24 protein-coding genes and 1 pseudogene are annotated in these 24,465 nt (G+C 36.5%); 20 read left to right on the top strand and 5 right to left on the bottom strand.

Annotated elements, in window-relative coordinates:
- Positions 1-495: 495 nt before the first annotated feature.
- The gene (locus BM097_RS16665) at positions 496-1,569 is read right to left on the bottom strand and encodes an SH3 domain-containing protein (protein WP_242944678.1); all 1,074 of its coding nucleotides are present in this window, start codon (positions 1,567-1,569) and stop codon (positions 496-498) included.
- Between the two features lie 204 nt (positions 1,570-1,773).
- Between BM097_RS16665 and BM097_RS07945 the strand changes: the two genes are divergently transcribed.
- The 8 genes and pseudogenes from BM097_RS07945 (at position 1,774) to BM097_RS07910 (ending at position 7,546) form a co-directional block, all read left to right on the top strand.
- A complete protein-coding gene (locus tag BM097_RS07945; protein ID WP_207647030.1) occupies positions 1,774-2,175 on the top strand; it encodes a type IIL restriction-modification enzyme MmeI in 402 nt (133 codons plus the stop codon).
- Positions 2,176-2,204: 29 nt separating this feature from the next.
- Positions 2,205-2,978 carry an abortive infection system antitoxin AbiGi family protein gene (locus tag BM097_RS07940; RefSeq protein WP_090547812.1) on the top strand — a complete coding sequence of 258 codons (774 nt, stop codon included), beginning with the start codon at positions 2,205-2,207 and terminating at the stop codon, positions 2,976-2,978.
- Entirely contained in the window at positions 2,951-4,216 is a 1,266-nt protein-coding gene (locus BM097_RS07935) for an abortive infection system toxin AbiGii family protein (RefSeq protein WP_090547809.1), read from the top strand. The genes BM097_RS07940 and BM097_RS07935 overlap by 28 nt, the downstream gene beginning before the upstream one ends.
- Complete coding sequence (locus BM097_RS16335) at positions 4,209-4,346, top strand: hypothetical protein (protein WP_177197404.1); 138 nt, start codon at positions 4,209-4,211, stop codon at positions 4,344-4,346. Before BM097_RS07935 ends, BM097_RS16335 begins: the two co-directional genes overlap by 8 nt.
- A 52-nt stretch (positions 4,347-4,398) precedes the next feature.
- A complete protein-coding gene (locus BM097_RS07925; RefSeq protein WP_090547806.1) occupies positions 4,399-5,130 on the top strand; it encodes a hypothetical protein in 732 nt (243 codons plus the stop codon).
- A 148-nt stretch (positions 5,131-5,278) separates the two neighbouring features.
- Entirely contained in the window at positions 5,279-5,368 is a 90-nt protein-coding gene (locus tag BM097_RS07920) for an SHOCT domain-containing protein (protein ID WP_090547821.1), read from the top strand.
- Between the two features lie 48 nt (positions 5,369-5,416).
- Positions 5,417-5,623: pseudogene (locus BM097_RS17035) on the top strand (AbiH family protein); the annotation flags it as partial.
- Positions 5,624-5,944: 321 nt separating this feature from the next.
- A complete protein-coding gene (locus BM097_RS07910) occupies positions 5,945-7,546 on the top strand; it encodes a 3'-5' exonuclease family protein (protein ID WP_090547800.1) in 1,602 nt (533 codons plus the stop codon).
- A gap of 86 nt (positions 7,547-7,632) precedes the next feature.
- Here the strand turns inward: BM097_RS07910 and BM097_RS07905 are convergent, their stop codons facing one another.
- Positions 7,633-8,421: a nuclease-related domain-containing protein gene (locus BM097_RS07905; protein ID WP_090547797.1), complete on the bottom strand. Its 789-nt coding sequence runs from the start codon at positions 8,419-8,421 to the stop codon at positions 7,633-7,635.
- 177 nt (positions 8,422-8,598) lie between these two features.
- Here BM097_RS07905 and BM097_RS07900 point away from each other — a divergent pair, with 177 nt between their 5' ends.
- From BM097_RS07900 to BM097_RS07875, 7 genes are all read left to right on the top strand, one after another.
- The gene (locus tag BM097_RS07900) at positions 8,599-8,919 is read left to right on the top strand and encodes a helix-turn-helix domain-containing protein (protein ID WP_090547794.1); all 321 of its coding nucleotides are present in this window, start codon (positions 8,599-8,601) and stop codon (positions 8,917-8,919) included.
- A gap of 351 nt (positions 8,920-9,270) precedes the next feature.
- A complete protein-coding gene (locus BM097_RS16820; protein ID WP_255406633.1) occupies positions 9,271-9,399 on the top strand; it encodes a hypothetical protein in 129 nt (42 codons plus the stop codon).
- Positions 9,396-9,686: a helix-turn-helix domain-containing protein gene (locus tag BM097_RS07895; RefSeq protein WP_090295375.1), complete on the top strand. Its 291-nt coding sequence runs from the start codon at positions 9,396-9,398 to the stop codon at positions 9,684-9,686. The genes BM097_RS16820 and BM097_RS07895 overlap by 4 nt, the downstream gene beginning before the upstream one ends.
- A 399-nt stretch (positions 9,687-10,085) precedes the next feature.
- A complete protein-coding gene (locus BM097_RS07890; protein WP_090547791.1) occupies positions 10,086-11,336 on the top strand; it encodes an alpha/beta hydrolase-fold protein in 1,251 nt (416 codons plus the stop codon).
- A 421-nt stretch (positions 11,337-11,757) separates the two neighbouring features.
- Positions 11,758-12,279, top strand: coding sequence for a pyridoxamine 5'-phosphate oxidase family protein (locus BM097_RS07885; RefSeq protein ID WP_090547788.1), 522 nt, complete (start codon positions 11,758-11,760; stop codon positions 12,277-12,279).
- 101 nt (positions 12,280-12,380) lie between these two features.
- Positions 12,381-14,168: a DUF2075 domain-containing protein gene (locus BM097_RS07880; protein WP_090547786.1), complete on the top strand. Its 1,788-nt coding sequence runs from the start codon at positions 12,381-12,383 to the stop codon at positions 14,166-14,168.
- 14 nt (positions 14,169-14,182) lie between these two features.
- A complete protein-coding gene (locus BM097_RS07875; RefSeq protein ID WP_090547783.1) occupies positions 14,183-14,503 on the top strand; it encodes a nucleotide pyrophosphohydrolase in 321 nt (106 codons plus the stop codon).
- Between the two features lie 85 nt (positions 14,504-14,588).
- Here BM097_RS07875 and BM097_RS07870 read toward each other — a convergent pair whose 3' ends face one another.
- Complete coding sequence (locus BM097_RS07870; protein ID WP_090547780.1) at positions 14,589-15,623, bottom strand: PAS domain-containing protein; 1,035 nt, start codon at positions 15,621-15,623, stop codon at positions 14,589-14,591.
- Positions 15,595-16,287 carry a Crp/Fnr family transcriptional regulator gene (locus tag BM097_RS07865; RefSeq protein WP_090547778.1) on the bottom strand — a complete coding sequence of 231 codons (693 nt, stop codon included), beginning with the start codon at positions 16,285-16,287 and terminating at the stop codon, positions 15,595-15,597. Before BM097_RS07865 ends, BM097_RS07870 begins: the two co-directional genes overlap by 29 nt.
- Positions 16,288-16,417: 130 nt before the next feature.
- Between BM097_RS07865 and hcp the strand changes: the two genes are divergently transcribed.
- From hcp to BM097_RS07850, 3 genes are all read left to right on the top strand, one after another.
- The gene (gene hcp, locus BM097_RS07860) at positions 16,418-18,058 is read left to right on the top strand and encodes a hydroxylamine reductase (protein ID WP_090547776.1); all 1,641 of its coding nucleotides are present in this window, start codon (positions 16,418-16,420) and stop codon (positions 18,056-18,058) included.
- A 72-nt stretch (positions 18,059-18,130) separates the two neighbouring features.
- Positions 18,131-19,864 (top strand): ABC transporter ATP-binding protein, encoded by a 1,734-nt coding sequence (locus tag BM097_RS07855; protein ID WP_090547773.1) that lies wholly within the window; start codon positions 18,131-18,133, stop codon positions 19,862-19,864.
- Positions 19,865-19,884: 20 nt separating this feature from the next.
- On the top strand, positions 19,885-20,445 hold the full coding sequence (locus BM097_RS07850) for a GNAT family N-acetyltransferase (RefSeq protein WP_090547771.1): 561 nt from the start codon (positions 19,885-19,887) through the stop codon (positions 20,443-20,445).
- A gap of 5 nt (positions 20,446-20,450) precedes the next feature.
- Here BM097_RS07850 and BM097_RS07845 read toward each other — a convergent pair whose 3' ends face one another.
- A complete protein-coding gene (locus BM097_RS07845) occupies positions 20,451-20,963 on the bottom strand; it encodes a SprT-like domain-containing protein (protein WP_090547768.1) in 513 nt (170 codons plus the stop codon).
- Positions 20,964-21,069: 106 nt separating this feature from the next.
- Between BM097_RS07845 and BM097_RS07840 the strand changes: the two genes are divergently transcribed.
- Positions 21,070-21,375, top strand: a complete 306-nt coding sequence (locus tag BM097_RS07840; protein WP_090547765.1) for a hypothetical protein — start codon at positions 21,070-21,072, stop codon at positions 21,373-21,375.
- 94 nt (positions 21,376-21,469) lie between these two features.
- On the top strand, positions 21,470-24,460 hold the full coding sequence (locus tag BM097_RS07835; protein ID WP_090547762.1) for a DEAD/DEAH box helicase: 2,991 nt from the start codon (positions 21,470-21,472) through the stop codon (positions 24,458-24,460).
- The last annotated feature ends 5 nt before the right edge of the window (positions 24,461-24,465 follow it).

Genomic DNA, 24,465 nt, shown 5'->3' with positions numbered 1-24,465 from the left:
CGTGAGAAATTTCTTTCAGAATCAATACAGAAAGATTTTGCATTATCTGCAATTGTTTTAATTTGTGACATCAAAAGTTTCTTTACCATTTGTGGTTTCATGTGCGCCTCCCTGAAATTTGTAAATATACTTACAATTTCAAGGGCCGCTTTCGCTACCTCTGAAAATAATCAGTAGCGAAAGCGGCCGCACTTTTCTGCATTAATGTCAACCCTTTATAGAAAAAAGACCCCTGCATCATTCCTGATGCAGAGATCTTTATACATCCCTCTTAACTTAATGACATTGGCCTCCGAAGGGAGGCTTTTCTTTTTTTAATCAATGCTAGTGTTGTTTAACGTATTGCATCTAACGAATGGGTGTTGCTATCACCCCCTGTAAATACTATTAGTTAGGCGACGTCGACTTCTTGAAGTACCGAGTTAGTGAAAGAGTGAGAAAAACTCGCTCTTTTCGAAATGATCAATTTTGAATAAGATTATGTAGTGATGCGGATTATTCAATTGAAGAAGGGTATTTTATATCTACATATTCTGAATAAATATATCCTTCGTCACCGTTATAATCTACCTTGATCCACTCATCATTCTGAGTATTGTCAAGTATGGCTACAGACTCTCCTTCTGATAATTGGGCAATGACTTCTGAATCGGTATTGGCTTCGGACTTAATTCGTAAGCCTCCAGTTTTAGCTATAGCTAAAGGACCTGAGGAGTGTTTTGTATCATTCTTTTGGGATGTAATAGATGAAGATTTCTCCATTACCTTATCATAATTATTGGTGCTGAGAGTAGTATTGGTAGATTCATCTGATTTATTTCTAAAAAGGGTAGAATCTACAGATAAGGTTATCTCATAATAATCAGCTTTCTTTTCCATGGATAAAAATGTGTAAGAGTCATACAGGTTTCTCGCTTTGCAAGACCAATATGTTCCTTCTCTAGAATCTTTACTTGAGCTGTAATATGGTTTTAGTGATTCAGATAATTTTTCGTATAGTTCGGCCGCACGATCGTAGTTAATAATATATATCTTCAAATCTATAGCAGGATAGTTTTTTCGTTCAGAATCTGAAACAATACCTATACTACCATCCATTTCATTTTTAAGTCCGCCTATGAATATTGAGCATATAGCATCATGGGTTGGTTTGGTGTCATTACTAGATTTGTAGTAGTAGAAGTAATATCCTTTACTATAATAATATTGACTCTCGGTAGAAACATCAAATTGGCGAGATGCTGGGGATAATTTTAGGGACTTCTCAAAATCATCTACAAATTGACCTTGTGAAGGGTAAAGGCCAAAATAATACATACAGTCTTTTACTATCTCGTCGGTAGATAAAGAACTTATATCGTAAATATAATTGTCGGTAGAGACTGATTGCATGGACGAAACATCTTCTGATTGTTCAGTTTCATCGGGAATATCATTGTGGCTTACACCATGAAGTGATTCAAGAAATGATACCCTTTCCTCAAGTTCTTTATATTCTTTATCAGAAACACAACCGACTGTAAGTAACATAACAGCAGCAATCAAAAGAATCAAATAACTTTTTGCCATATAAATACCTCAAAAATAAAAATACAATTGTTGCAATCAATATACATCATTTATGTTTAGTAATTGTGTTTAGCTAATTATGGAAGTTATCACTTATTTATTTTGATAATGTTCGAAATGCAATTCTTTTATTAAAGATATTTCAGGCGTATAATTTACTTATTGATTGTCTTGATGATAAGGGACTGAAAAACGGAGGGGCACATGGCAAACGAAGATAAGAAAATTTGGGGTATCCATACTAAAAATGACAGCTTATTTATTGATGAAAGTCTTATTGGTATAGTTTGCGGAAGGTTAAAGAGTGATTATAGATATTCGCCTGCTGTATATAATAAATTCCCTTGGCCAAAACCAACTAATGAACAAAAAACACGTATTGAACAGACTCCGAAAGCTATTCTTGAGGCAAGAGCTTTATATCCTGACAGTTCTCTTGCAGATTTATACGATTCGCTTACAATGCCGATTGAACTCAAAAAAGCTCACACGGCCAATGATAAGGCTGTAATGCAAGCGTACGGTTTTTCTGTAAAAGAAACTTCAGAATCAGATTGTGTGGCGGCTTTGATGAAGCTATATCAAGTCTTATCACAAAAAATATAAAATACATATTTAAGGCGAGAATACAATAAATGGAAAAATTAACACATACACCTGAAAGCACACCATATATAAAGAGTGAACAAAGTGCAAACAGCCTTTTTCATTTTATGAGAGAAAAGAAATTTTTGTTTGATAAAATCAGAGATTCTGCACTTATTCCTAGATATTGCGAGGAAGACACATCATATTTAGATATAGGTAAGAATAGCTTATTTTATCCTATGATTTGTTTTTGCGACATTAATATGCACAATATTGAGCCTCATATGAACACATACGGATATTATGGAATAGCATTTTCAAAGAAATGGGGCATAGAAAAAGGCATTCAACCTATAAACTACATAAATACTAATTCACCGAAGTATAATGATTATAAGATAGCCTTCGATGAAGCTATGTCTATAACTGAACGGTCGCCATTAAAAAATTATCTATTAACGACAATGTTCTATATGAAGCCACTTCAGGGTATTAATATTTCTAAAGATGGGAATATTGAAAAAAATTTTACAGATGAATGCGAGTGGCGTTATATAGCTAATACAGATGATGTAGGTATAGGAAAAGTATTATATGGAAAAGAAGGTTTTTCAAGTAAAAAATATAATGATGCCATTGAGCTCGAAAAATCACTATGGGTGCCGTTTAAATACTCTGATATCAAATATATAATTGTTGCTACACGAACTGATGCTCTTGAGTTGATTTCACTTATTGATGAACTTAGCTTAAGTGTAAAAGAACGAGCACAATTATTTACAAAAATACTAATATGGGAGGATTTAAAAGAAGATATATGATGTTTTCCGATTTTAATTCTGTTTTTCAGGATGAACAAATATTTGATGGAAATGTTTCTAGTGCTTTACAAAAGGCTATTGATTCGGATTTACCGGAAGGGTTAACATATTCAAAAGTTACTGATGATTTTTTTGCTGTAACATCGACATCTGGAGAAACAAATATAACATTTAAAGTAGAGATTCCTGAGAAGGCAAAGAAAGCCCTCAAGAATGTTTCAGATATTACAAGCCAGACTATCGCAGAATATCTATATAATTCACAAACAGCTCTAAATATAATCGGTGATTCAAATCATTGTATTGACTTAAATGGAAATAAAATTCCAATAGAAAAAATAGGCTCATATCCATTTTCTAATATAGAGATTAAAGAGGCTCGTATGTTTTTAATGCCACCCCCAATGAATGAGGTGATTGAGCTGAAAATAGGGGATGGTAATATAAAGAAAGATTTAATTTTGTTACGACAACCAAACGATAGTGTTTATGAGCGAAAATATGTATCAGATAAAACATCGTGTTTTCAGTTTACTTATTACATAGATCCAGAGCATATTGAAAATATACGTTTTGCATTTGACATTAGTAGTGAGAATGCCAATAGTGCAACTGATATGTTGGAATCATACCAATTAATAAACGCTATTTGTGATAATAGGCTACATATTAATGAACATCATTTAGTGGTTAATAATACTCCGAATATGAAAAAAATACCGCTAAATATCATTAAGTTTTGGAAACGTGTTGTCTCATTAGAAAATCATTTAAATAAAAGATTTACAGTAAATAAAGGTATTAAAACAATAGATGCAAGAAATGTTAATAGCTTGTATCGATCATTAATTGATAATAATCCCTTTAGAATTGATTGTGATTCTGTATCTCTAGATGGCCACGATTTGTCAAAGGATTTTGTTAGAGGATTAATTGGTAATAATGAAAATTATATTGAGTTTGTAGAAAAAAAGCGAATAGAAGTTTTAGGAGTGGATATCGAAGTAATCATATTATCTGGTATTTTTAATGCAAGACTTTGTGAAGAAGAGTCCATATTGGACTATGATAACAATATATTCAAACTAAAACTTATTGGTAAAGAAGGTAAACAATTATATGAATCTAAGATTTATTTCTTGCCGGATGATGTGGAGATTGATGAATCTAAAGCATTAAAGAGTCATGAGCACTTACTAAAAGATGCAGAAAAAATCGAAGAAGAAAGTATTGTTTAGTGAGAGGTCTAAATGGTCAGCTAAGATTATTACTATGATTTCATCATTCTTTGGAATCGCCATAGTAGCATTACCAGCTGGAATAGTTACTGCTGGATATATTGAAGAAGTTCAACATATGAATAAATAGGATTAATAATTTCACCTATGAAACTCACATATTCAGAGGATATATTAATAACATGAAGATAGATAGTTTTGATACAAACTCTTGGTGTTTCTGCTTATATAATGAGGCAGAAAAAATAGCAAATAAATATAATTTATTGAATTTAAAAAATGAAGATGTAGCTAAGTATGAAGATGCTGAGTTTTATATAAAAGAAAGAATTACACAATATAAAATAAATGTTTTATGTCCACAGTTTTACGATAAATCGGTTAAGATGAAGATTTTAGGGCACCATTACACAAAGCTGATAAATAGAGAGATAATCGAATCTCAAGGGCTAAAGATTAATTCGTGGGATAACTATAGCGAGAGTATGAAAAAAACGCTTGAAAACTACAATGTATCTAAATCAGATATTCAAAAAGCCCTTTTTTGTTTAGAAAAATGGTATAAACAAAAATATGCAGATGTTGATGGTACTAACGGTGGACATATTAATTTCACTACTTATGAAGACGAGTGGTTCAAAGAGCAATATTGTAAAATTATTGGAGGGGAATTGGCAGAGGAATTAAGGACGTCATGTCCCCCAATATACGATTTGTTACGAGATAATGGTACTGCTTATAGACTTGATTTTTTAGTGACGGTAGATGATATGGATGACCCTGAAGCTATGTCACATGCTATGCTGGTCTCTATTTTATCCAAAATAATATGGGATAAAGATATTCCACCTGAGTGTTCACGTATTATTAAACATAATATTCATCCTGAAGATATTAGTATTATTCCTATTTAATATATTAACTGTAGATTTTCTTTTTGTTAGAATAGAAAGGTCAAAATTAGAATGTTGAAACTTTGATGCTATAGATTCGTAAGATTCTACAAGTAACTTTAAATGCAATATGAACTTTTAAGATAGAGAAGTTAATAATGCTGAGGCCATTCGAAAGTATAAAGAATTCTTGGATGATGGCATTATCACCCAAGAAGAGTTCGACAAAAAGAAAGCAGAACTGCTAAATAATAGTTGATTATTGGGACAAGCTTGCTTGCGCCATTAAAAGGAATCATTTTTTTTCAATAAGCTTAATAAAATTAATAGAATATATTCATATGGATTCTCTTTTTCTAATGTAGATATGTGTTATATAGATGAAATTAGTAAGAAAATCAATCCCAAAAAGGTGAAATGGTATTTTAATAAATTTGATTGGGATAATAATCCAGAATACATACAAAAAATTAGAAATTATGGTTATAAAGTTTGTAAGTGCCGAAGATGGTAATCTAACTTAAAATTTCGTCAATGGTATAAATTATTGTTGAATAATTGTGTTTATTAATGTAATATACTAGCAAGGTGTTGACAGTGGTGTTATTTCGGCACACTACTTGAGCTTTTACAAAGGTTAGAATGGTATTCTTTAGCCGAAAGAAGAATTCCATTTTGAAAAAGAACAGAACAGTTTAGGAAAGAACAGGCATACAGACTAACGATACGGTAACTAAAGGTAATGTACGCATCTAATCAGGACAGGCTAGGTCAGGATTAGGTGCTTTTTGTTTATTTACAGCAAAAACAATCAATTAATTGGAGGTAAAATATTATGAGTACCGTTTGGAGTGTGGCAAAAACTTATCCTCAACCTGCAGGAGGTTTTATAGGCATTTCTGATTTTGAAGTCGTCAATACTGACTACTGGACAAATATTGATACTGATTACAAAAAAGAAAATATGGATTATGGTTTAACAGGAATGGTTGTTGACTATTTAAGCCGCTTTTTGTTAAACGGAGAAGATGTACGAAAGGCATTTGATATTTCATATAAAGGTGCAAAAATAGCTGAAACTATTTTTGGATTCACTAATGCTCTAAAGATTGCAGAGATATTAGGAGAAATCATTATTGATTTGGACGATGAATCTATACGAGCCGCTTATCAACTAGCAGCATTTGATCTATTTTATAGGAATCCGACTGAGATAGTAGATTACAGAAATCTAAAACCTAGTAAAGTAACCTGTGAACACGTTAGATACATGGTTATGAGAACACATCGATTTTTTATAGAAACTAGTGATATAAAAAAATTAGGTTTTACTTTCGATGGGGGATATACAGAGAAGATAGGTGCTGGTGATGGAGATATTTTAACCGAAGATACTTTATGGGATATAAAAACCATAAAAAACAATCCGAGTGAAGCACAATACCTACAAATCCTTATGTATTGGATAATGGGGCAGCACTCAACATTTGACTGTTTTAATAATATTTCAAAAATAGGTATTTATAACCCGCGTTTAAATAAAGCTTATATATGTGAGATTAGTAAAATCAAAGAAGGCATCATCCATGAAATAGAAAAAAATGTAATTGGATATGGTCAAGCATATGCTGCTCCCGTAAAAAATACCCAAATAGCAACGAATACATTTGCAGTAATTGATATAGAAACTAATTTTATGGATCAGGTTATTTCTTTAGGTGTTGTGATTGCTGATAAAACAAACATGCACGAATTATGGTCAGGATATTATATAGTCAATTCCCTTTACGAAACTCCTTCAATGTATGGGAATATGCTCTTCTTAGAAAATATTAAAGAACCAATTATTGATTCTCGTCCTAATATTATGGCTATAATAAAGAATCAACTAGAAGCATACGGCACAGATAGACTTTTAGCTTATTGTGGAAAATTTGACTACGATAGATTGCCTGAATTGAGTAATTATTCTTGGTGCGATATTGCTGATATTGCAGCCTACAAACAGTACAATGAGCAAATTCCCAATAATATTAGTCTTTGCGCTACAGGTAAAATCAAAAAGGGATTCAAAGTTTCAGATATGATGCATTATCTTGGAGAAATAAATTATACAGAAACACATAATGCATTGGGAGATGCTCTAGATGAACTTCGGATGGTAAAACTATTAGGACTTGATATCTCAATTTATGATGAAGCTTTTATCAATCGAAAAAGACCTTCTCGACGAGAATATGTCCATCCAGCTAAAATGCATCCTAAGAAACCAGGGTACTATTCCTTTGAACAAGCATATTCGTTGCTTGCTAGTTATGGTATGTCCAAAGAAAAAATCCAAGCATTGGTAGATGAAGGTAAATTATCCTCTATAAAAGAGGACGGTGTATTATATGTAGATAGCCGCGAAACGATAAGTATATTTAATCGATTGTAATTTATAGGTAATTTACATTTATTACAAAGAAGAAGAGAGCGTACAATATTCCTATTTCTCGCTCTCTTCTTCTTCTTTTTCCAGATTTATATATTTTTTATAAATTTACACTTGGGGTAATTCGAGCATCCATAAAAACTGTTTCCAGCATATATTCCATTTTTTGCTTGTCTTAATACTAAAGCTCCTCCACACCTAGGACAAACATCTCCTTGTTGTTTTTCATTTATTTTTTGAACATGAAGTTTTTTCTTTTCACTAGATACATCTGTAAGTGGCAGGAGAGTATTATAAAAAACTCTTAGCTCTTCCTTACTATAATAGGTAGGAGTACTCTCCCAAATCTTTTTCATTAGTTTCTTAAGTTTTTTCTCATAGCAAATATAAACATTTTCTTTACTAACATTTACATCTTTCAATTCACAATTTCCACCAAACACAATTATAGATATCGCTGAAATATCACCCAGATATTCTTTTAATGCTGTAATATGTGTATTGTTTTGCCAAACAGGGTTATAAAACTTGTATTTGTTGACTTTACTACCTCCATACCAATTTGTCCCACCATAAAGTGTACTTGTCCACTGTTGACGTCTATCATCTCCGAAAATATAGCCACTATAGTTTTTACTTTCGATTACAAAGAATCCTTTACGCGTTATATATAACAAATCTATTTCTGAAGTCTCTCCATTTTTTCTAGGAACATAAATATTCCTTAAGCAATATCCTTCATAGCCCCAAAAATTAATATTATTTAGATCTTTTTCTATTTTATTTTCACCTTTTTTCCCAATTGCCTCTGGAGTATTGGATATTGCGCTTATGAAAGAAACAACAATAATTAATAGAATAATTACAAATATTCCCATAGATATAACCTCATAACTAGTAATTAATGCATTTAACTTATTGAAGATTATATTCACGATCTGAACCTATGTCAATAAATCCACCAAGTGCTGAGATGATTTGGTACGCTGATATTAACACCCTACAATGTAGGATTTAAGATGAAAAAGGCTACTAAAAATAGGGGGTGACCATTTATGAGTTCTTTATTTGCGGATTTAAAGGAAGGCATACAAGAAGCTATTGATTTTGAAAAAGGTAACGGCAAAGCAAAGACGATAACTTATATTATCGATCCAGTGAGGAGTAACTCAAACGATGAAATTAAGGCAGTTCGTAACAAAGCTGGCATGACACAAGCTGTTTTTGCAAATTATCTTGGAGTTTCCAAGAAAACAGTAGAAGCTTGGGAGCTTGGAAGAACACATCCTTCGGGGCATGCTAATAGACTAATTGAGATGCTTGATTCTGGTAATACAGATAATCTTGCATTTATTTCGAGAGTGTATGTGTATTAATAGATTTCTATGATGGTGATTTCAAGGTTGCTACTGAATAGTGGGATTCACGTTATTCCCATCGGCGAAGCCGATTACAATCCTTCCTTGCTCGCGTCAACGAGTGGTCTGTGGAGCTCGGGCAGACCTGGCCCTGGAAGGGCCTGCTAGGAATGGTACAAAAATACTTGAGTTATTTGCTAATGTAAAATATCGCATATACGATATCTGAACTTTCTGGCATTGAGCTGTCCGATAAAAATACAATGTGTCGAGTATAATAGAATTGGAGATTATGTTTAATACGACATAATTTTTATATTGACAATATGTTTAATACGACATATTATAATGTTAAGAAAGAGGAGAATTATGTACGAAATTGAGTTTTATGATACCGAGGATGGTCGGTGTTCGGTGCAAGAGTTTTTAGATGATTTAGATCCAAAGATGCATGCTAAAAAATATAAAGCAGATTATGAACGGAGGTATTGTAAATGAGTAGCTACAAGGAATATAAAGAAAAAGTTCTGAAGAATCCTGAGATTAAAGCAGAATATGATGCGTTAGAAGCAGAATATGATATTATTCAGGCTATGATTGATGCCAGAAACAAACAACATATTACGCAAAAAGAATTAGCTGAAAGAACAGGAATTACTCAGGCTGATATTAGTCGTATTGAGAATGGTACAAGAAATCCAAGTTTAGCAATGGTAAAACGTATTGCTGAAGGATTAGGAATGCGTCTTAAGCTTGAATTTGTTCCTACTGCAGCGAAACAATAATATTGTGTTTGAAATAAACCATGGTCATTTTGATCATGGTTTTATTATGTCATATTGGAAGAACGTACCCTACTGGGCCAGCTAATAGATTGATTATAATCCTTCCTTGCTCGCTTCAGCGAGTGGTCTGTGGAGCTCGGGCAGACCTGGCCCTGGAAGGGCCTGCTAGGAATGGTACAAAAAAAAACTCCTTTCAGTATGTATATGGAAGCTGGATTTTTAGATTGAGCAATAAATCGTAATAATGTGATGGTGCTGTGAAGAAAGGCTCTAAATATGGGGGCTGGCAGTGATAATACACTTGGCAAGAATTGTGTCGCGTAAAATCCTCTCAGGGTATATTATTATATTGCGCGCGTGAATTGCTTAGGCAAAGAACAAACAAAGGAGAGGATATGTATGAGAAGCAAAAAGATATTAACAACTGCCTTGGTACTGGCTCTTGCTGCTAGTTCAATGGGGATGACAGCCAAGGCTGCAAATGATGATGCATTGACAGCAAATTATTTAGAGGAAAATGCCAGCGTTTTACTTTCTGCACAAAAGAAGGTAGATATTAGCTATGACCTGAACAGTTGGGGAACTGGATATTGGGTTGGCTATAAGATTACCAATAACTCAAAGGATGCACTTGAGAATTGGACAGTAAAGCTCAGCAGAAATCAGGTAAATATTGATTCTAGCTGGTGCGTTGACATCGAGACCACTGATGATGAATACATTCTCACTCCACTTAGCTGGAACACAACTATTCCAAGTGGTGGAACTGTAGAATTCGGCTTCCTTGGCGTGGGCGAGCTTGAAGGCAAAATCGATGCTGATTTTGCTTATACAACAGGTGGAACACATTATAATCCAACAGCTACCATTAGCGACAGCATTCCTGAAAAATATTCTGCAATCAGAAGTGGCGAAGGAGCAGGTACAATCCAGACCATTTCTTATACAGCACATGATTCTGAAAATGGAAACACATATACAAAGAAAGCCAACGTCTACTTACCAGCAAACTATAGTGAAGACAAGCAGTACAATGTGCTATATCTTCTTCACGGAATCGGCGGTGATGAAAACGAGTGGGGCATGTTCGATGATGAGTCAAAGGTAAAGGCCATGATGGATAATCTTTCATATTATGGAGATATCGATTCCTTCATCGTTGTTACACCAAATGGCAAGGCATCTGAAAGTGGTTCAATCCCTTCATTCTACGCTTTTGGCAAAGAGCTTAGAGAGGATTTGATTCCATACATCGATTCACACTACAGCACTTACGCTGACCGTGATCATAGAGCCTGCGCAGGTCTTTCAATGGGCGGTATGCAGACAATCAACATCGGCATCGGCGAGTGTGTTGATTTGTTCAGCTATTACGGAGCTTTTTCAGCAGCACCTACTAGCAATCCAGCATCAACCACAGCAGAGCTTTTGGCAGATAATCAGTATCCTATCCACTATTTCTACAATATTTGTGGACTTCAGGATGGCATCGCTTACTGGAGCGCTTCAGGAGCAGCAAAGAATCTTCCAGAGGTTTGCGACCAGTTTGTAGATGGTGAGAACTTTATGTGGCAGGAGCTTGATGGCGAGCACAATTTTGATATTTGGTATCTTGGTTTCTACAATTTTGCTCAAATCGCATTTAAGTAGAATATAGTTTTTTCGAACCACTCCAATCTCATCCGAGAGGAGTGGTTCTTTTTTTGCTTTATCCAGCAGGCGTATCCAATCACAGACTGTACCTGAGAAACAAGAGCGGCCAGATTATCGGCTATCTCAGCTTCAAAGATGATAGACTTTACTATGTAATCATCCCTCTCTTGGAGCAGGTGCCGCGCGTATAAAAATGTCTGTTATCGGGAGTTTTATACGCGCAAAATCAATAGAAACATGGAATTTGGGCTAATTTGCGCATATAATAAATGAAAATATCTCATTTTTATACGTGCGTCACTCTGGAATAGTGGTTTTTACGCGTATAAAAATTGGGTATTTCATCATTTTTATATGTAAGCAATCAAATATTGACTTTACTAGGATGTTAGATGAGGATGAATAGGGGGATTACAAAATGTGGAAGATGGATTATGATGCAGCTGCATCACATTGGATAGAGCGCGACAAGGAATCTGTTCATATGGAGGAGGTAGCATTAAAGGAAAGAATAGAGACTTTTATCGGCGGGCATAATACCTGTGCGCTGGCAACTGCTTCGCAGGATTGTGTGCGTAACACACCTATTGAATATAATTATGTGGATGGATGCTTTTATTTTTTCTCTGAAGGTGGATTAAAGTTTAAGGGACTGAAAGAGAATAAGAATGTGGGCATGGCCATTTTTGAACCTTACGGTGGATTTGGGCAGCTGAAAAGCTTGCAGGTGCAGGGTGTTGCATCTATGGTGGAGCCTTTTTCAGAAGAGTATCTGAAGCTGATGGAGCACAAAAAGATTCCAGTGGAGGCTATGAAAAAATTGCCTCAGGCGATGAACCTGATCAAGGTGGTGCCAATGGCTTACGATTATTTGGATTCTGATTTAAAGAAAGAGGGATTTGGTAGTAGGCAGCATTTAATTATGTCATGCCCATTTTAATTTAGTTAAAATAACTCCATATTTAGTCCAATAATTCCCCTCCTATGATATACTTACTACAGTATGTTTTAGAGGGGATTTTTGTATATGAGGTGGCAGATATGCTAGAAAAGATTCACACATATCCTTTTGATGAAGATGGCGTAAAAAATCTAGAGGAATCTTCACATGGTATCAATTGGCCAGTTGTATATTTAATACATGATGATAAATGCATTTATATTGGCGAGACAACTAGTGCAGCTTATCGAATGAGTCAGCATTTGAAGAATGAAGAGAAAAAACAATTAGATGTTGTTGAGATTGTTTTTGATAATGAATATAACAAGTCTGTTATTCTTGATTATGAGCAAAGGCTGATAAGGTATTTTTCAGTAGATGGCCGATATAAGGTGCTCAACAAAAATAAAGGTCAGCAAGCCTCGCACGATTATTATGATAGGAAGGGATATCGTAGTAAATTTCCAGCTCTGTGGAATGAGCTGAGAAAAAAGAAGCTTGTTGATAAATCGATTGAAGTAATAGAAAACGATAATATCTTTAAGTTTTCCCCATATAATTCACTTACTAGCGAGCAGAACCGTACTGCAATTACCATTCTTAAATCGATAGTTGATGCCTTCCATTTACCAGGAGAGGATGTGCATAGCCTAAGTTTAGTTAATGGTTGCGCTGGTACAGGTAAAACGGTTCTTGCTATCAGTATTATTAATTCCTTAGTAAATGCAGTAAATATTGACGAAGCTGACATTGATGATATTCATGATTACGATGAAATGGATTTGGATAAGCTTGCTGCACTAAAGAAGGTCAAAGATTTCATACTGATGGAGAGAAATGGCAAGCCTTTGAACATTGGATTCGTTTTTCCAATGGAGGGAATTCGAGGTACTGTACAAAAAGTATTTAAGGCATGTGGCAATGGCTTGACGCCAGATATGGTCATCGGGCCTAACGATGTTGTGAAAAAGCATTATGATGTGCTATTCGTGGACGAGGCTCATAGATTGAAGCGCCGAAAGAACATTACAGGCTTTAAGGCATATGATGATGTTTGCGAAAAGCTGGGACTTGATAAGTATAATACAAATCAGCTTGAATGGATTTTGAAGTCTGCAAAGCATGTTGTGTTGTTTTACGACGAGAATCAAAGCGTAAAATCATCGGATATTACTTTCAAGGATTTCAAGTCTACTTATAACCGATGTGCCAATCCAATTTGGCATCATGTCCTTCAGACACAGATGCGCTGCGAAGGCGGAGATTCCTATATCAAGTACATTAGGCAAATAATGGATGGGACAGTTTCTAGTTTCAAGAGTATAGAGAATTATGACTTCCTGGTATTTGATGATGTGAATCAAATGGTGGAAACTCTACGTAAAAAAGATAAAGAAATTGGACTATGTAAAACAGTTGCGGGATTTGCATGGGATTGGAAGACAAAACAAAAAGGAACAGTAAAAGATAACATGGATTGTTATAATCGCCTTGTTGCTAATGGTGAATATGACATTGAGATAGATGGTCATAAGTATATTTGGAACCTTGCAAATAAGGACTGGATTAATCGACAGGATTCGACATATACAATAGGATGCATTCACTCTTCACAGGGGTATGACATGAATTATTGTGGTGTTATATTTGGTGAAGAAATCGATTATGATCCTGCAGAGGGCAAGATATTTGTTAAGCTTGAAAACTTTAAGGATAAGAAAGTAAAAGCTGGCACTGATGAAAACGATGTAAAACAATTGATTATCAATACATATACTACAATACTTGCACGAGGCATAAAAGGTTGTTATGTATATGCATGTAATCCAAATTTGCAGAAATATCTTAAGAAATATATCGCCCATGCAAACGATATTACAATTAACTGAAAGGATTGAGAATAATGACAGAACAAACAATTGCTAGAATTAGAAAATTTACGGAAGACCGTGACTGGGACCAGTTCCACGCACCAGTTCATTTAGCAAAATCTATAGTTATTGAAGCGGCTGAGCTACTTGAGTGCTTCCAGTGGGATGATGATAAGTACGACGTGGAGCATGTTAAGGAAGAGCTTGCAGATGTTATGGTTTATTGCCAAAATTTAGCAGATAAGCTTGGCGTTGATCCTGATGAGATTATCAATAAAAAGATGGATCAGAATGAGGCTAAGTATCCTGTGGCAAAGGCTAAGGGGAAGGCAGATAAGTACGATAAGTTGTAATTTTTGCAGGAAAGAGGTACTAGCATGAACATTCAACAACACTTACCATGTGGTTGGCGTTGTAGCCTATGGCTTGTAGCTTTGATTACCTACTAAAATGCTTTTCAGCAAATCCCATAGGCTGGACGCACTCCAGCGTGCCCACGTATTTACTATCTTTATCTCTGACAGCCATGTATCTAATCAGCACAGGCTGATTGTCGCGGCTGCTCCATACGTCAACGGAATTTCTATTTCCAACGCGGAAATCTTCAATGATGGAACGCACCATAGGCTCGAACTTAGGTGGGTGACAAGTGAAAACTTCCCTGTCTAATGCCATAAGCGGGCGCTTGAATAGCTTCATGTCATTCCCGTCATTGAAGTATTTATTGACGTTGTTCACATCCACAAACGTAAGCTCCATAGGGATGGTGTTTAGCATGGCATCCAGCTGAACCCCAGTAAGACTGCCGGAAGGAAGATTAATCACTTCCTCACACTGCGCCATTTCAGCCATCTTTTTCTTAGGAGTAGCCTTTTCCCAGGCAGGTCGTTTTTCAATGAGGCACTGCTTGTAATCATCCAAATCTCTGGCAATATCCTGCCATTCTTCCTCAGTAAAATTCTTAGCGCAAAGAGGATAGATGATATTTTCTTCCTTATAAATCATTTCCTCGGCCTTTGTGACAACCGCATCCAGACGCTGATTCCAAGCTTCATCCTCTAAAAGAGATGGAAAATCCTTAGCGCTGTTAGATAGCACTTTCATCTCGTCACGAATCTCGCCATCCACGGTCCACATAACATCTGTTGGCCCAGCAAATCTGTATTTCAGCTTAAGAAGAGGATACAGCAAATCACCCTTTTCGGCGTAATGAACAGCAATCTCCCTAGCCTTATCCAGCGTCTCCACCAGATTATCGCGTTTTTCCATGGCCTGGCGCAACTCACCGAGCACCGCTAAAATCGCTTCATTTTCCAAAGCAAAAATATTAAGAGGATGATTTTCAATCTGCTTTAGGCTAAGGTACTGCTCATCGGCACCGTCCTGCCTTTTCAGTGGCGCAGCCTTAATTCCAGAGCCGATTCCCATGCCGAAGCTTTCATTTTTAAGAGTCTCTTTTATGTTCTTTTCCATGCGTTCCTTCCTTTACTATAAACGTGTCCTTGTCAAAATCTATTATTCCATCATCCCTCATTTTCGACAGCTCGCGGATCATTGCGCTGCGATTCACCGATAAATATTCCGCCAAAGCCACTCGCGAAAGAGGGGAGCTTACATATTTTGATTTCTGTTCCTGAGCCAGCTGGGAGATGTAGGCTAACAGCTTTTCTCTGATGCTGCCCTTGGAGAGAATTTCTATCTTATTAATGAATTTCTGATTCTTGCATCCCAACAAATGAAACAGGTTTGTGGCTATCTGCCCGTGAAAAGCACAGGCATTTGGACAGGTGTGAATGATGTTGGCAGCGGCCAAAAACAAAACCTTAGAATCTTGCGCGGCCTTGAATATAACCGATGAGGAAATATCCTTTTGCACCGCAAAGCTTTCGCCGAACAATTCCCCAGGCCCGAAGAAAGTGAACAGGGAGCTGTTGCCCCAAATATCTTCCTTTATCATATGAACGCTTCCGCTCAGCACAATCCCAACGTAGGGGATACTGTCAGTTTCCATATAAATGGTTTGTCCCTTTTGGTAATCCTTTTTGAAAGAGCGGATGCAGCATAGCAGTTTGTCCAGTTCCGCCTCATTAATGTTTTCAAAAAGCTCCACTTTGTTATAGCTTACTTCTTTTTCCATAGATATCACCTGCCAATCATATACTACCTTAATCATACGATGGAAGGAGTTGCATTTGCAACTATTTTAACTTTGGGATTGGTATATAGTGCTTGCAGAATCAAAAATCACGTTTCAAAGGAGTCAAACAATGGAAAATAAGATGTTTTGCTATCAATGTCAGGAAACAGCTGGATGTGCGGGCTGCACAATGTCTGGCGTATGTGGAAAGAAGCCTGAGGTGGCCAATCTGCAGGATTTGCTTGTATATGTAACCAAGGGGATTTCAGCAGTAACTACAGCACTTCGCGCTGAGGGCAAGGCCGTAGCAGAGGATGTTAATCATCTCATATCGGTGAACTTATTCACAACAATCACAAATGCAAACTTCGATTATGATGCCATATCTGCAAAAATCGAAGAGACTCTTTCTATTAAAGAAAAGCTGCTGGGCCAGCTTAGTACGGAGGCTCGCGCTAATCTTCCAGAGGCTGCTATGTACAATGGCGCCAAGGCAGATTTTGATGAGAAGGCAAAAACAGTAGGCGTTCTTTCAACAGAAAATGAAGACATTCGTTCATTAAGAGAGCTCATCACCTATGGTCTCAAGGGGCTTGCTGCATATTCAAAGCATGCAAACGCACTTCTTAAGGACAACGTGGAGGTGGATGCGTTCCTTCAGAAGGCCCTCGCAGCAACTCTTGATGACAGTCTTTCTGTAGATGATTTGGTGGCACTTACATTGGAAACTGGAAAATACGGTGTGGATGGAATGGCACTTCTTGACGAGGCAAATACATCTGCCTACGGAAATCCTGAAATCACACAGGTAAATATCGGTGTCAGAAACAATCCTGGAATCCTTATTTCAGGTCACGACCTGAAGGATTTGGAGATGCTTTTGGAGCAGACTAAGGGCACAGGTGTGGATGTGTACACTCATTCTGAGATGTTGCCTGCCCATTATTATCCATTCTTCAAAAAGTATGATAACTTTGCTGGAAATTACGGAAACGCATGGTGGAAGCAGAAGGAAGAGTTTGCCAGCTTCAACGGCCCAATCCTTATGACTACAAACTGCATCGTTCCACCTGCCGATTATTACAAAGATAGAATGTTCACAACTGGCGCGGCAGGTTACCCTGGCTGCAAGCACATCGACGGAAAATATGGTGAGGTAAAGGATTTCTCAGAAATCATCGAGATGGCAAAGAATTGCCAGGCCCCAACAGAAATCGAAACAGGTACAATCACAGGCGGCTTCGCCCACGAGCAGGTATTCGCCTTGGCAGACACTGTAGTTGACGCTGTAAAATCTGGCGCTATCAAGAAATTTGTGGTAATGGCAGGATGTGACGGCCGCGCTAAAAGCAGAAGCTATTACACCGAATTTGCACAGGCACTTCCAAAGGATACGGTCATCCTCACAGCAGGTTGCGCAAAATACAAATACAACAAGCTTGATTTAGGCGACATCGGCGGAATCCCAAGAGTGTTAGACGCAGGCCAGTGCAACGATTCATATTCACTAGCCCTCATCGTACTCAAGCTAAAGGAAGTGTTCGAGCTGGATGACGTCAATGACCTTCCAATCGTTTACAACATTTCATGGTACGAGCAGAAGGCGGTAATCGTTCTTCTTGCGCTGCTTTATTTAGGCGTAAAGAACATCCATCTTGGACCAACACTTCCAGCATTTCTTTCGCCAAACGTGGTTAATGTACTGGTTGAAAACTTCGGCATTGCCGGCATCACTAATGTTGAAGATGACATTAAGGCGTTGATTGGGTAAGCTGTGAAAATGCAATCATTCCCCTCTTATGATATACTTACTACAGTATGTTTTAGAAGAAGGAAATTAGAAATGAAGCTTATTAAAAGATTTATCCCATATTACAAACCATACATAGGTGTGTTTGTTTTAGATTTAATTTGTGCAACTATTTTGTCTGTAATTGATCTGGCGTTTCCGCAGTTACTTAGGTTTTTAAGAGAGACTCTATATCTTGAGGCCCCAGAAATCATTCTTAAGAATTTGGGTTGGATTGCCCTGCTTATGATTGTCATGTATCTGATAAGGACAGCCTGCAAATATTATGTTACTTATCAAGGTCATATGATGGGTGCAAAAATAGAGTCTGGAATGCGTAGAGAGCTATTTGAGCGTTTTGAAGCATTCTCATTTTCTTATTATGATACTCACAATACAGGAGAGATGATGAGTAAGCTGGTGTCGGATCTGTTTGACATTTCAGAGCTGGCCCATCATGGACCTGAGAATATATTTATCTCAGTGGTGAAGATAGTAGGTTCATTTATACTTTTAATGAGAATCAACGTACCTATGACACTTTGTCTGGCTATTGTTGTGGTATTTATGGGTATTTTTGCGGTAAATCAGAACCACAAAATGCGACGTACATTTTCTGATAACCGAAAGAAGATTGCAGGAATAAATTCTTCTTTACAGGATACTTTGGGCGGAATCAGAGTAGTAAAGTCATTTACCGGTGAGGATATCGAACAGAAGAAGTTTGATAAAAGTAATCTAGCCTTTTTGGATTCTAAAAAGGCAAACTATAGACAGATGGGAATATTCCATTCTGGAAATAGTATGTTTGAAGGTCTGATGTTTATGACTGTGCTGGTTTCTGGGGGCTATTGCATTGCAAAGGGACAGATTTCAGTTGAGGATTTGGCGATTTATGCCCTGTATATCAACATCTTTATTAATCCGGTTAACGTTCTTGTGGAGTTTACAGAACAGCTTCAAAAAGGACTTGCAGGCTTTGAAAGATTTACAGAAGTAATGGATACTATGCCTGATATTGTTGATGACAAGGATGCCAAAGAGTTAAATAATGTGCAGGGGGTTATCGATTTTGAAAATGTATCATTCTCATATGAAGAAGAGGAGACAGTTTTAGAGAATATCAATCTGCATGTGGATGCAGGAAAGTCTGTTGCTATAGTGGGACCTTCTGGTGGTGGAAAGACTACACTTTGCGCACTTATTCCTAGATTTTACGATGTTACCGGCGGTAGTGTGCGTATAGATGGTGTTGATATCAGAAATGTGACTCAAAAATCACTGCGCTCTTATATTGGAATAGTTCAACAGGATGTTTATCTGTTCAATGGAACGATAAAAGAAAATATCGCATACGGCAAGCAGGATGCTACCATGGAAGAAATTGTAGAGGCTGCGAGAAATGCAGATTTATTGGATTTCATCGAAAGCCTTCCTGATGGATTTGATACAGAGGTAGGTGAGCGAGGCACCAGATTATCTGGCGGACAAAAGCAGCGTATCGCTATCGCAAGAGTATTCCTGAAAAATCCACCTATATTAATTTTGGATGAAGCAACCAGTGCACTTGATAATGAAAGTGAGCGATATATCCAGGAAAGCTTAGATAAGCTTGCAGTAGGTAGAACAACAATCACAATAGCCCATCGTTTGTCTACTATTCTTGGTGCTGATGAAATAATTGTTTTGGATGGGGATGGTATTAAAGAAAAAGGTACCCACAAGCAATTAATCAAAGAAGGAGGTATCTACGAGAAATACTATAAGATGCAGTTGGGTGCAATTTAAGTATTCGGTAAATATAGAACATGAAACTACAACGATTAGATGAAAACCAAATAACAAAACTCTATCAAGAGCACATGGTTATAGATTTCCCAAAGGATGAGCTAAAGCCACTGAAAATGATTCTGCAGTCGGTGCAGGATGGCTTTTATGATTGCTTGGGACTTTTTGAAAAAGAGGAGATGGTAGGCTACACCTTTATGGTAAAGCTGGAAAACAGCTATCTTATAGATTACATAGCGATTTTCCCAGAGCACAGAAATAAAGGCGTAGGCGCCAATCTTCTTACTTTAATAGATGATTATCTTGGCAATGCAGATAGAATCATAGGAGAGGTAGAAGACCCTGCTTATACAGATGATGAGCAGCAAAAAACACTTCAGACCAGACGCTTGGGATTTTATCTACGCAACAATTGCTATGATACTGATTTACGCGTGGAATGCTTTGGCGTCAAATACATCATCCTTGAAGCTGGCAAGAAAAAGTGCCGCAATAAGGATGAGGTATGGGATTTATATTCGCGATTTTATAAAAGATTCATAACAGAAGAAAGATTTGAAAAAAATATTAGAGCTTTGTAAATAATCTATGCAAGCTCTTTCTTCCAGGCTACGGCGCCACATCTCGCGCAACCGTATTTACGATAATTTCTCGTGAAACGACTATCGCGTTTACGATATATGGTGGCGCCGCAGTTTTCACAGGTAAATATGTATTTGATGGCCATAGAGCTTTCAGATTTGTAATCCTCAACTCCTTTTTCAGAGCCGGTAGTAACGCGCTTGATGTTATAGCCGTACACCTGATTCATAACTTCTGCATAATATTTCCATTTTCCCGTATGTCTCATACAGCCTTTGCAGGTATGAAGTATCTCATGAATGATGGTCTCTTTACAGGCTTTCTCGGAGATTCTATCATCAGTTAGGAGCTTTTCAGCTATCTGAATTTCAAAAGTCTTATCGGGATTCTGCTTGCAAAGTCCCCATCTGGTTTTAGCCCTTTTATTAATAGTGAATGATACGATGACGCCTGGCTTTATGCCGATGTGCTTCACTTCTTGTAAGGATTCGTTTATTAGTTTCTCAAAGTTTTTCATGGGGATTATTTTAGCAGAGGCGCATAATTACTTCAAATCTAATCGCGCAAGTATTAATATATAAAGATAGAATAAAGTGATGGAGTCATCACATTTAGGAGGCAGAATGGATTTTAAACGAGAATGGGCTAGAAGCAGGGATGAGCTGGTGCAGGCCATAAGGAGCCTGGGATTTCCAGACGAGTTGGGAGAGCAGATCGCCAAGATGCTAGGCAGTCCCAAGGCGATGGAAAGGATGATGGCATATCTTTACAATGTGAAGCCCAACACGGCAGAGCTTATAGTGGACGAGGCCCTTGCTATCTGCAGCGATATAGATAGATGGCGGGAAAAGAAGGCCAGCGAGGCCGCCAATGCCAAATATAATGAAATGCTATACTATGGGTTTGATGCAGATGAAGACTATGAATGATTTTTGTAGTTGGATATAATAAAAATGACTAGATAGCGGAATAAATGGGGTAGGGATGAAAAATTTATTGATACTATAAAAATGGGAGAAATCTATGGACAACATTGAGGAATTAAAACTTGGATTACAGACAGCATATATTGATGGTAGTGTAGTATCAAATCTTGCATATAGACCACAGTTTGTATCTAACAATTACAAAGAAGGTAAGAAAGTTATCTCATCCATAGAGGATGAGCTTTCTGCGTGCGATAGTTTTCAGATGAGTGTGGCATTTATTACCATGGCTGGAATAGCTCCATTGCTTCAAATTCTAAAAGAACTTCAGGATAAGAATATTCCAGGTAAAATCCTTACAACAAACTATCTTAATTTTAGCGAGCCTAAGGCTCTAAAAAAGCTTAATGAATTTAGTAATATAGAAATTCGTATGTATGATGTGAATGCCGCTGAAGAGGGATTTCATACTAAAGGCTACATCTTTAAGAAGGATGAAATATATAGAATTATAATTGGCAGTACTAATATAACAAAATTTGCTCTTACAAGTAATAAAGAATGGAATACAAAAATAGTATCTACGGAGCAAGGAGAAGTTGCAAAGGAGATAGTTGCGGAATTTAACGATTTATGGAGCTCTCAGTATACGTTGAATTTCGACGAGTTTTATGAAAACTATACACAAGCATATAAGATTGTTAAAGAGCAACAAAGGATTGCTAAACAAAATGAAGTTACATCAATTGAGAGTTATAAGTTAAAGCCAAATAGTATGCAGGTAGGTTTTATCACAAATCTTAAGAAGATCGTTGATGCTAATGAAAATCGTGCATTACTGATTTCTGCCACTGGAACTGGTAAGACCTATGCATCTGCATTTGCTATGAGAGAAATGAGATTCAAAAGGGTTTTGTTTCTTGTTCATAGAGGGCAACTAGCAAGGCAGACAGAAAAATCATATAAGAAAGTTTTTGGAAATACTATTACAACAGGAATAATAGGAGCGGGACATTCTGTTGATGAAAATAAAGACAAAGACTATATATTTGCAATGATTCAGACTATGAGCAAGGAAGAATCATTAAAACAGTTTGCTCCTGATACCTTTGACTGCATAATATTTGATGAAGCTCATCATGCAGCTGCGGATTCATATAAGAAAGTTATGGAATATTTTACTCCTAGCTTATGGCTCGGAATGACTGCTACTCCTGATAAGAGAGATGACAATATTGAAGGTCGAAATATATATGAAATCTTTAATTATCAAATAGCATATGAAATCAGATTGCAGCAGGCGATGGAAGAAAATCTTTTATGCCCATTTCATTACTTTGGAATAAAAGATATTTCTATCATTGGTGATGATGAATCTGCACATAGAGATTTTAGTGTTCTAACAAGTGATGAACGAGTTAAACATATTATTGAGCAGACTCAGTATTACGGATATAGCGGAGATAAGGTCAAGGGACTTATCTTCTGCAGTGGAATAGAAGAGTCTAAAACTTTATCTGCAAAGTTTAATCAGATGATTAATCCAGATACAGGGCGTAAATACAGAACTATCGCATTAAATGGTGATGCAAGCGAGGATGCTAGACAAGAGGCATTTGAGAGACTTGCTATGGATGAATCTGACGCTACACTTGAAATGCAGCCCCTTGATTATATTTTTTCTTACGAAATCTTAAATGAAGGTGTAGATATCGTGGAGGTTAATCAGGTTGTAATGCTTCGTCCTACACAATCACCTATAGTATTTATTCAACAGCTAGGCCGAGGACTTAGAAAAGCTGAAGGCAAGGAATATGTTGTAATCATTGATTTCATTGGAAACTATAATAACAACTTTATGATTCCGATTGCACTTTCTGGTGACCGCACTTATAACAAAGATAATATTCGTAGATACGTTATGGAAGGCGGCAGGGTAATACCAGGTGCGTCCACTGTTCATTTTGATGAGATAAGCAGAAAGAGAATTTTTGATTCTGTTGATAAAGCTAATTTTAGTGATATTAAGCTAATAAAGGAAAACTATACAAATTTAAAAAATAAACTTGGCCATATTCCAGCGCTAAAAGATTTTGATGATTATGGTGAAATGGATGTGCTCAGAATTTTTGATAATAATAGTTTAGGTTCCTATTACAAATTCTTGGTTAAGTATGAAAAGGAATATACAATACGTCTTTCCGATAATGAAGAAAAGATGATTGAATTCGTTTCAAAGAAATTGGCAAACGGAAAGAGAATTCAGGAATTAAGATTATTAAAACGTATGCTTGCGTATGCTAATAGTGAGTCGATAAGAAACCTTATGCAGGGGCTGGCTGAAGATTTAAAACATGATTATGGAAAGAATCTTTCAAAAGACCAAGTAGAAAATGTAGTTAATGTAATGACAAACGAGTTTCCTTCAGGCTCAGGAAAAAAGACATATTCAAATTGTGTTTTCCTAGAAAAAGATGATTCTGATTATATGGTAAGTGCTTCCTTCAAGGAAATGCTTCAAAATAAAGAGTTCTATGATATCCTTAAAGAACTTATTGATTTTGGAATCAGCAGATATGACAGGGATTATAGTAAGTCATATCGTGACACGGATCTTGTGCTATATCAGAAGTATACTTATGAAGACGTTTGTAGATTGCTCAACTGGGAGAATAATGAGGTCCCAACAAATATTGGTGGATACAAATTTAATCAGAAAACAAATACCTTCCCAGTTTTTATCAATTATGAGAAAGATGATGACATAAGTGATACTACAAAGTATGAGGACCGTTTTACAAGTAATAAAACATTGATAGCAATATCGAAGTCAGGACGTAAAATTGCTTCGAATGATGTTCAAAACTTTCTTAATAGCAAAGAACTTGGTATACGAGTGGAACTGTTTGTTAGAAAGAATAAGGACGATAAAGGTTCCAAGGAATTCTATTATTTAGGTCGAATGACACCTAGCGGTTATGCAAAAGAATTTACGATGGCTAACACTAAGAAAACTGCAGTTGAAATCGAATGGATATTAGATGAACCTGTTAGAGATGATGTATATGATTATATAGTAAGTGTATAAAAGGA

Source organism: Pseudobutyrivibrio sp. OR37, assembly GCF_900113655.1.
Lineage (GTDB): Bacteria > Bacillota > Clostridia > Lachnospirales > Lachnospiraceae > Pseudobutyrivibrio.
The sequence above is the reverse complement of the archived record's forward strand: the minus strand, read 5'-3'. Positions and strand labels throughout refer to the sequence as shown.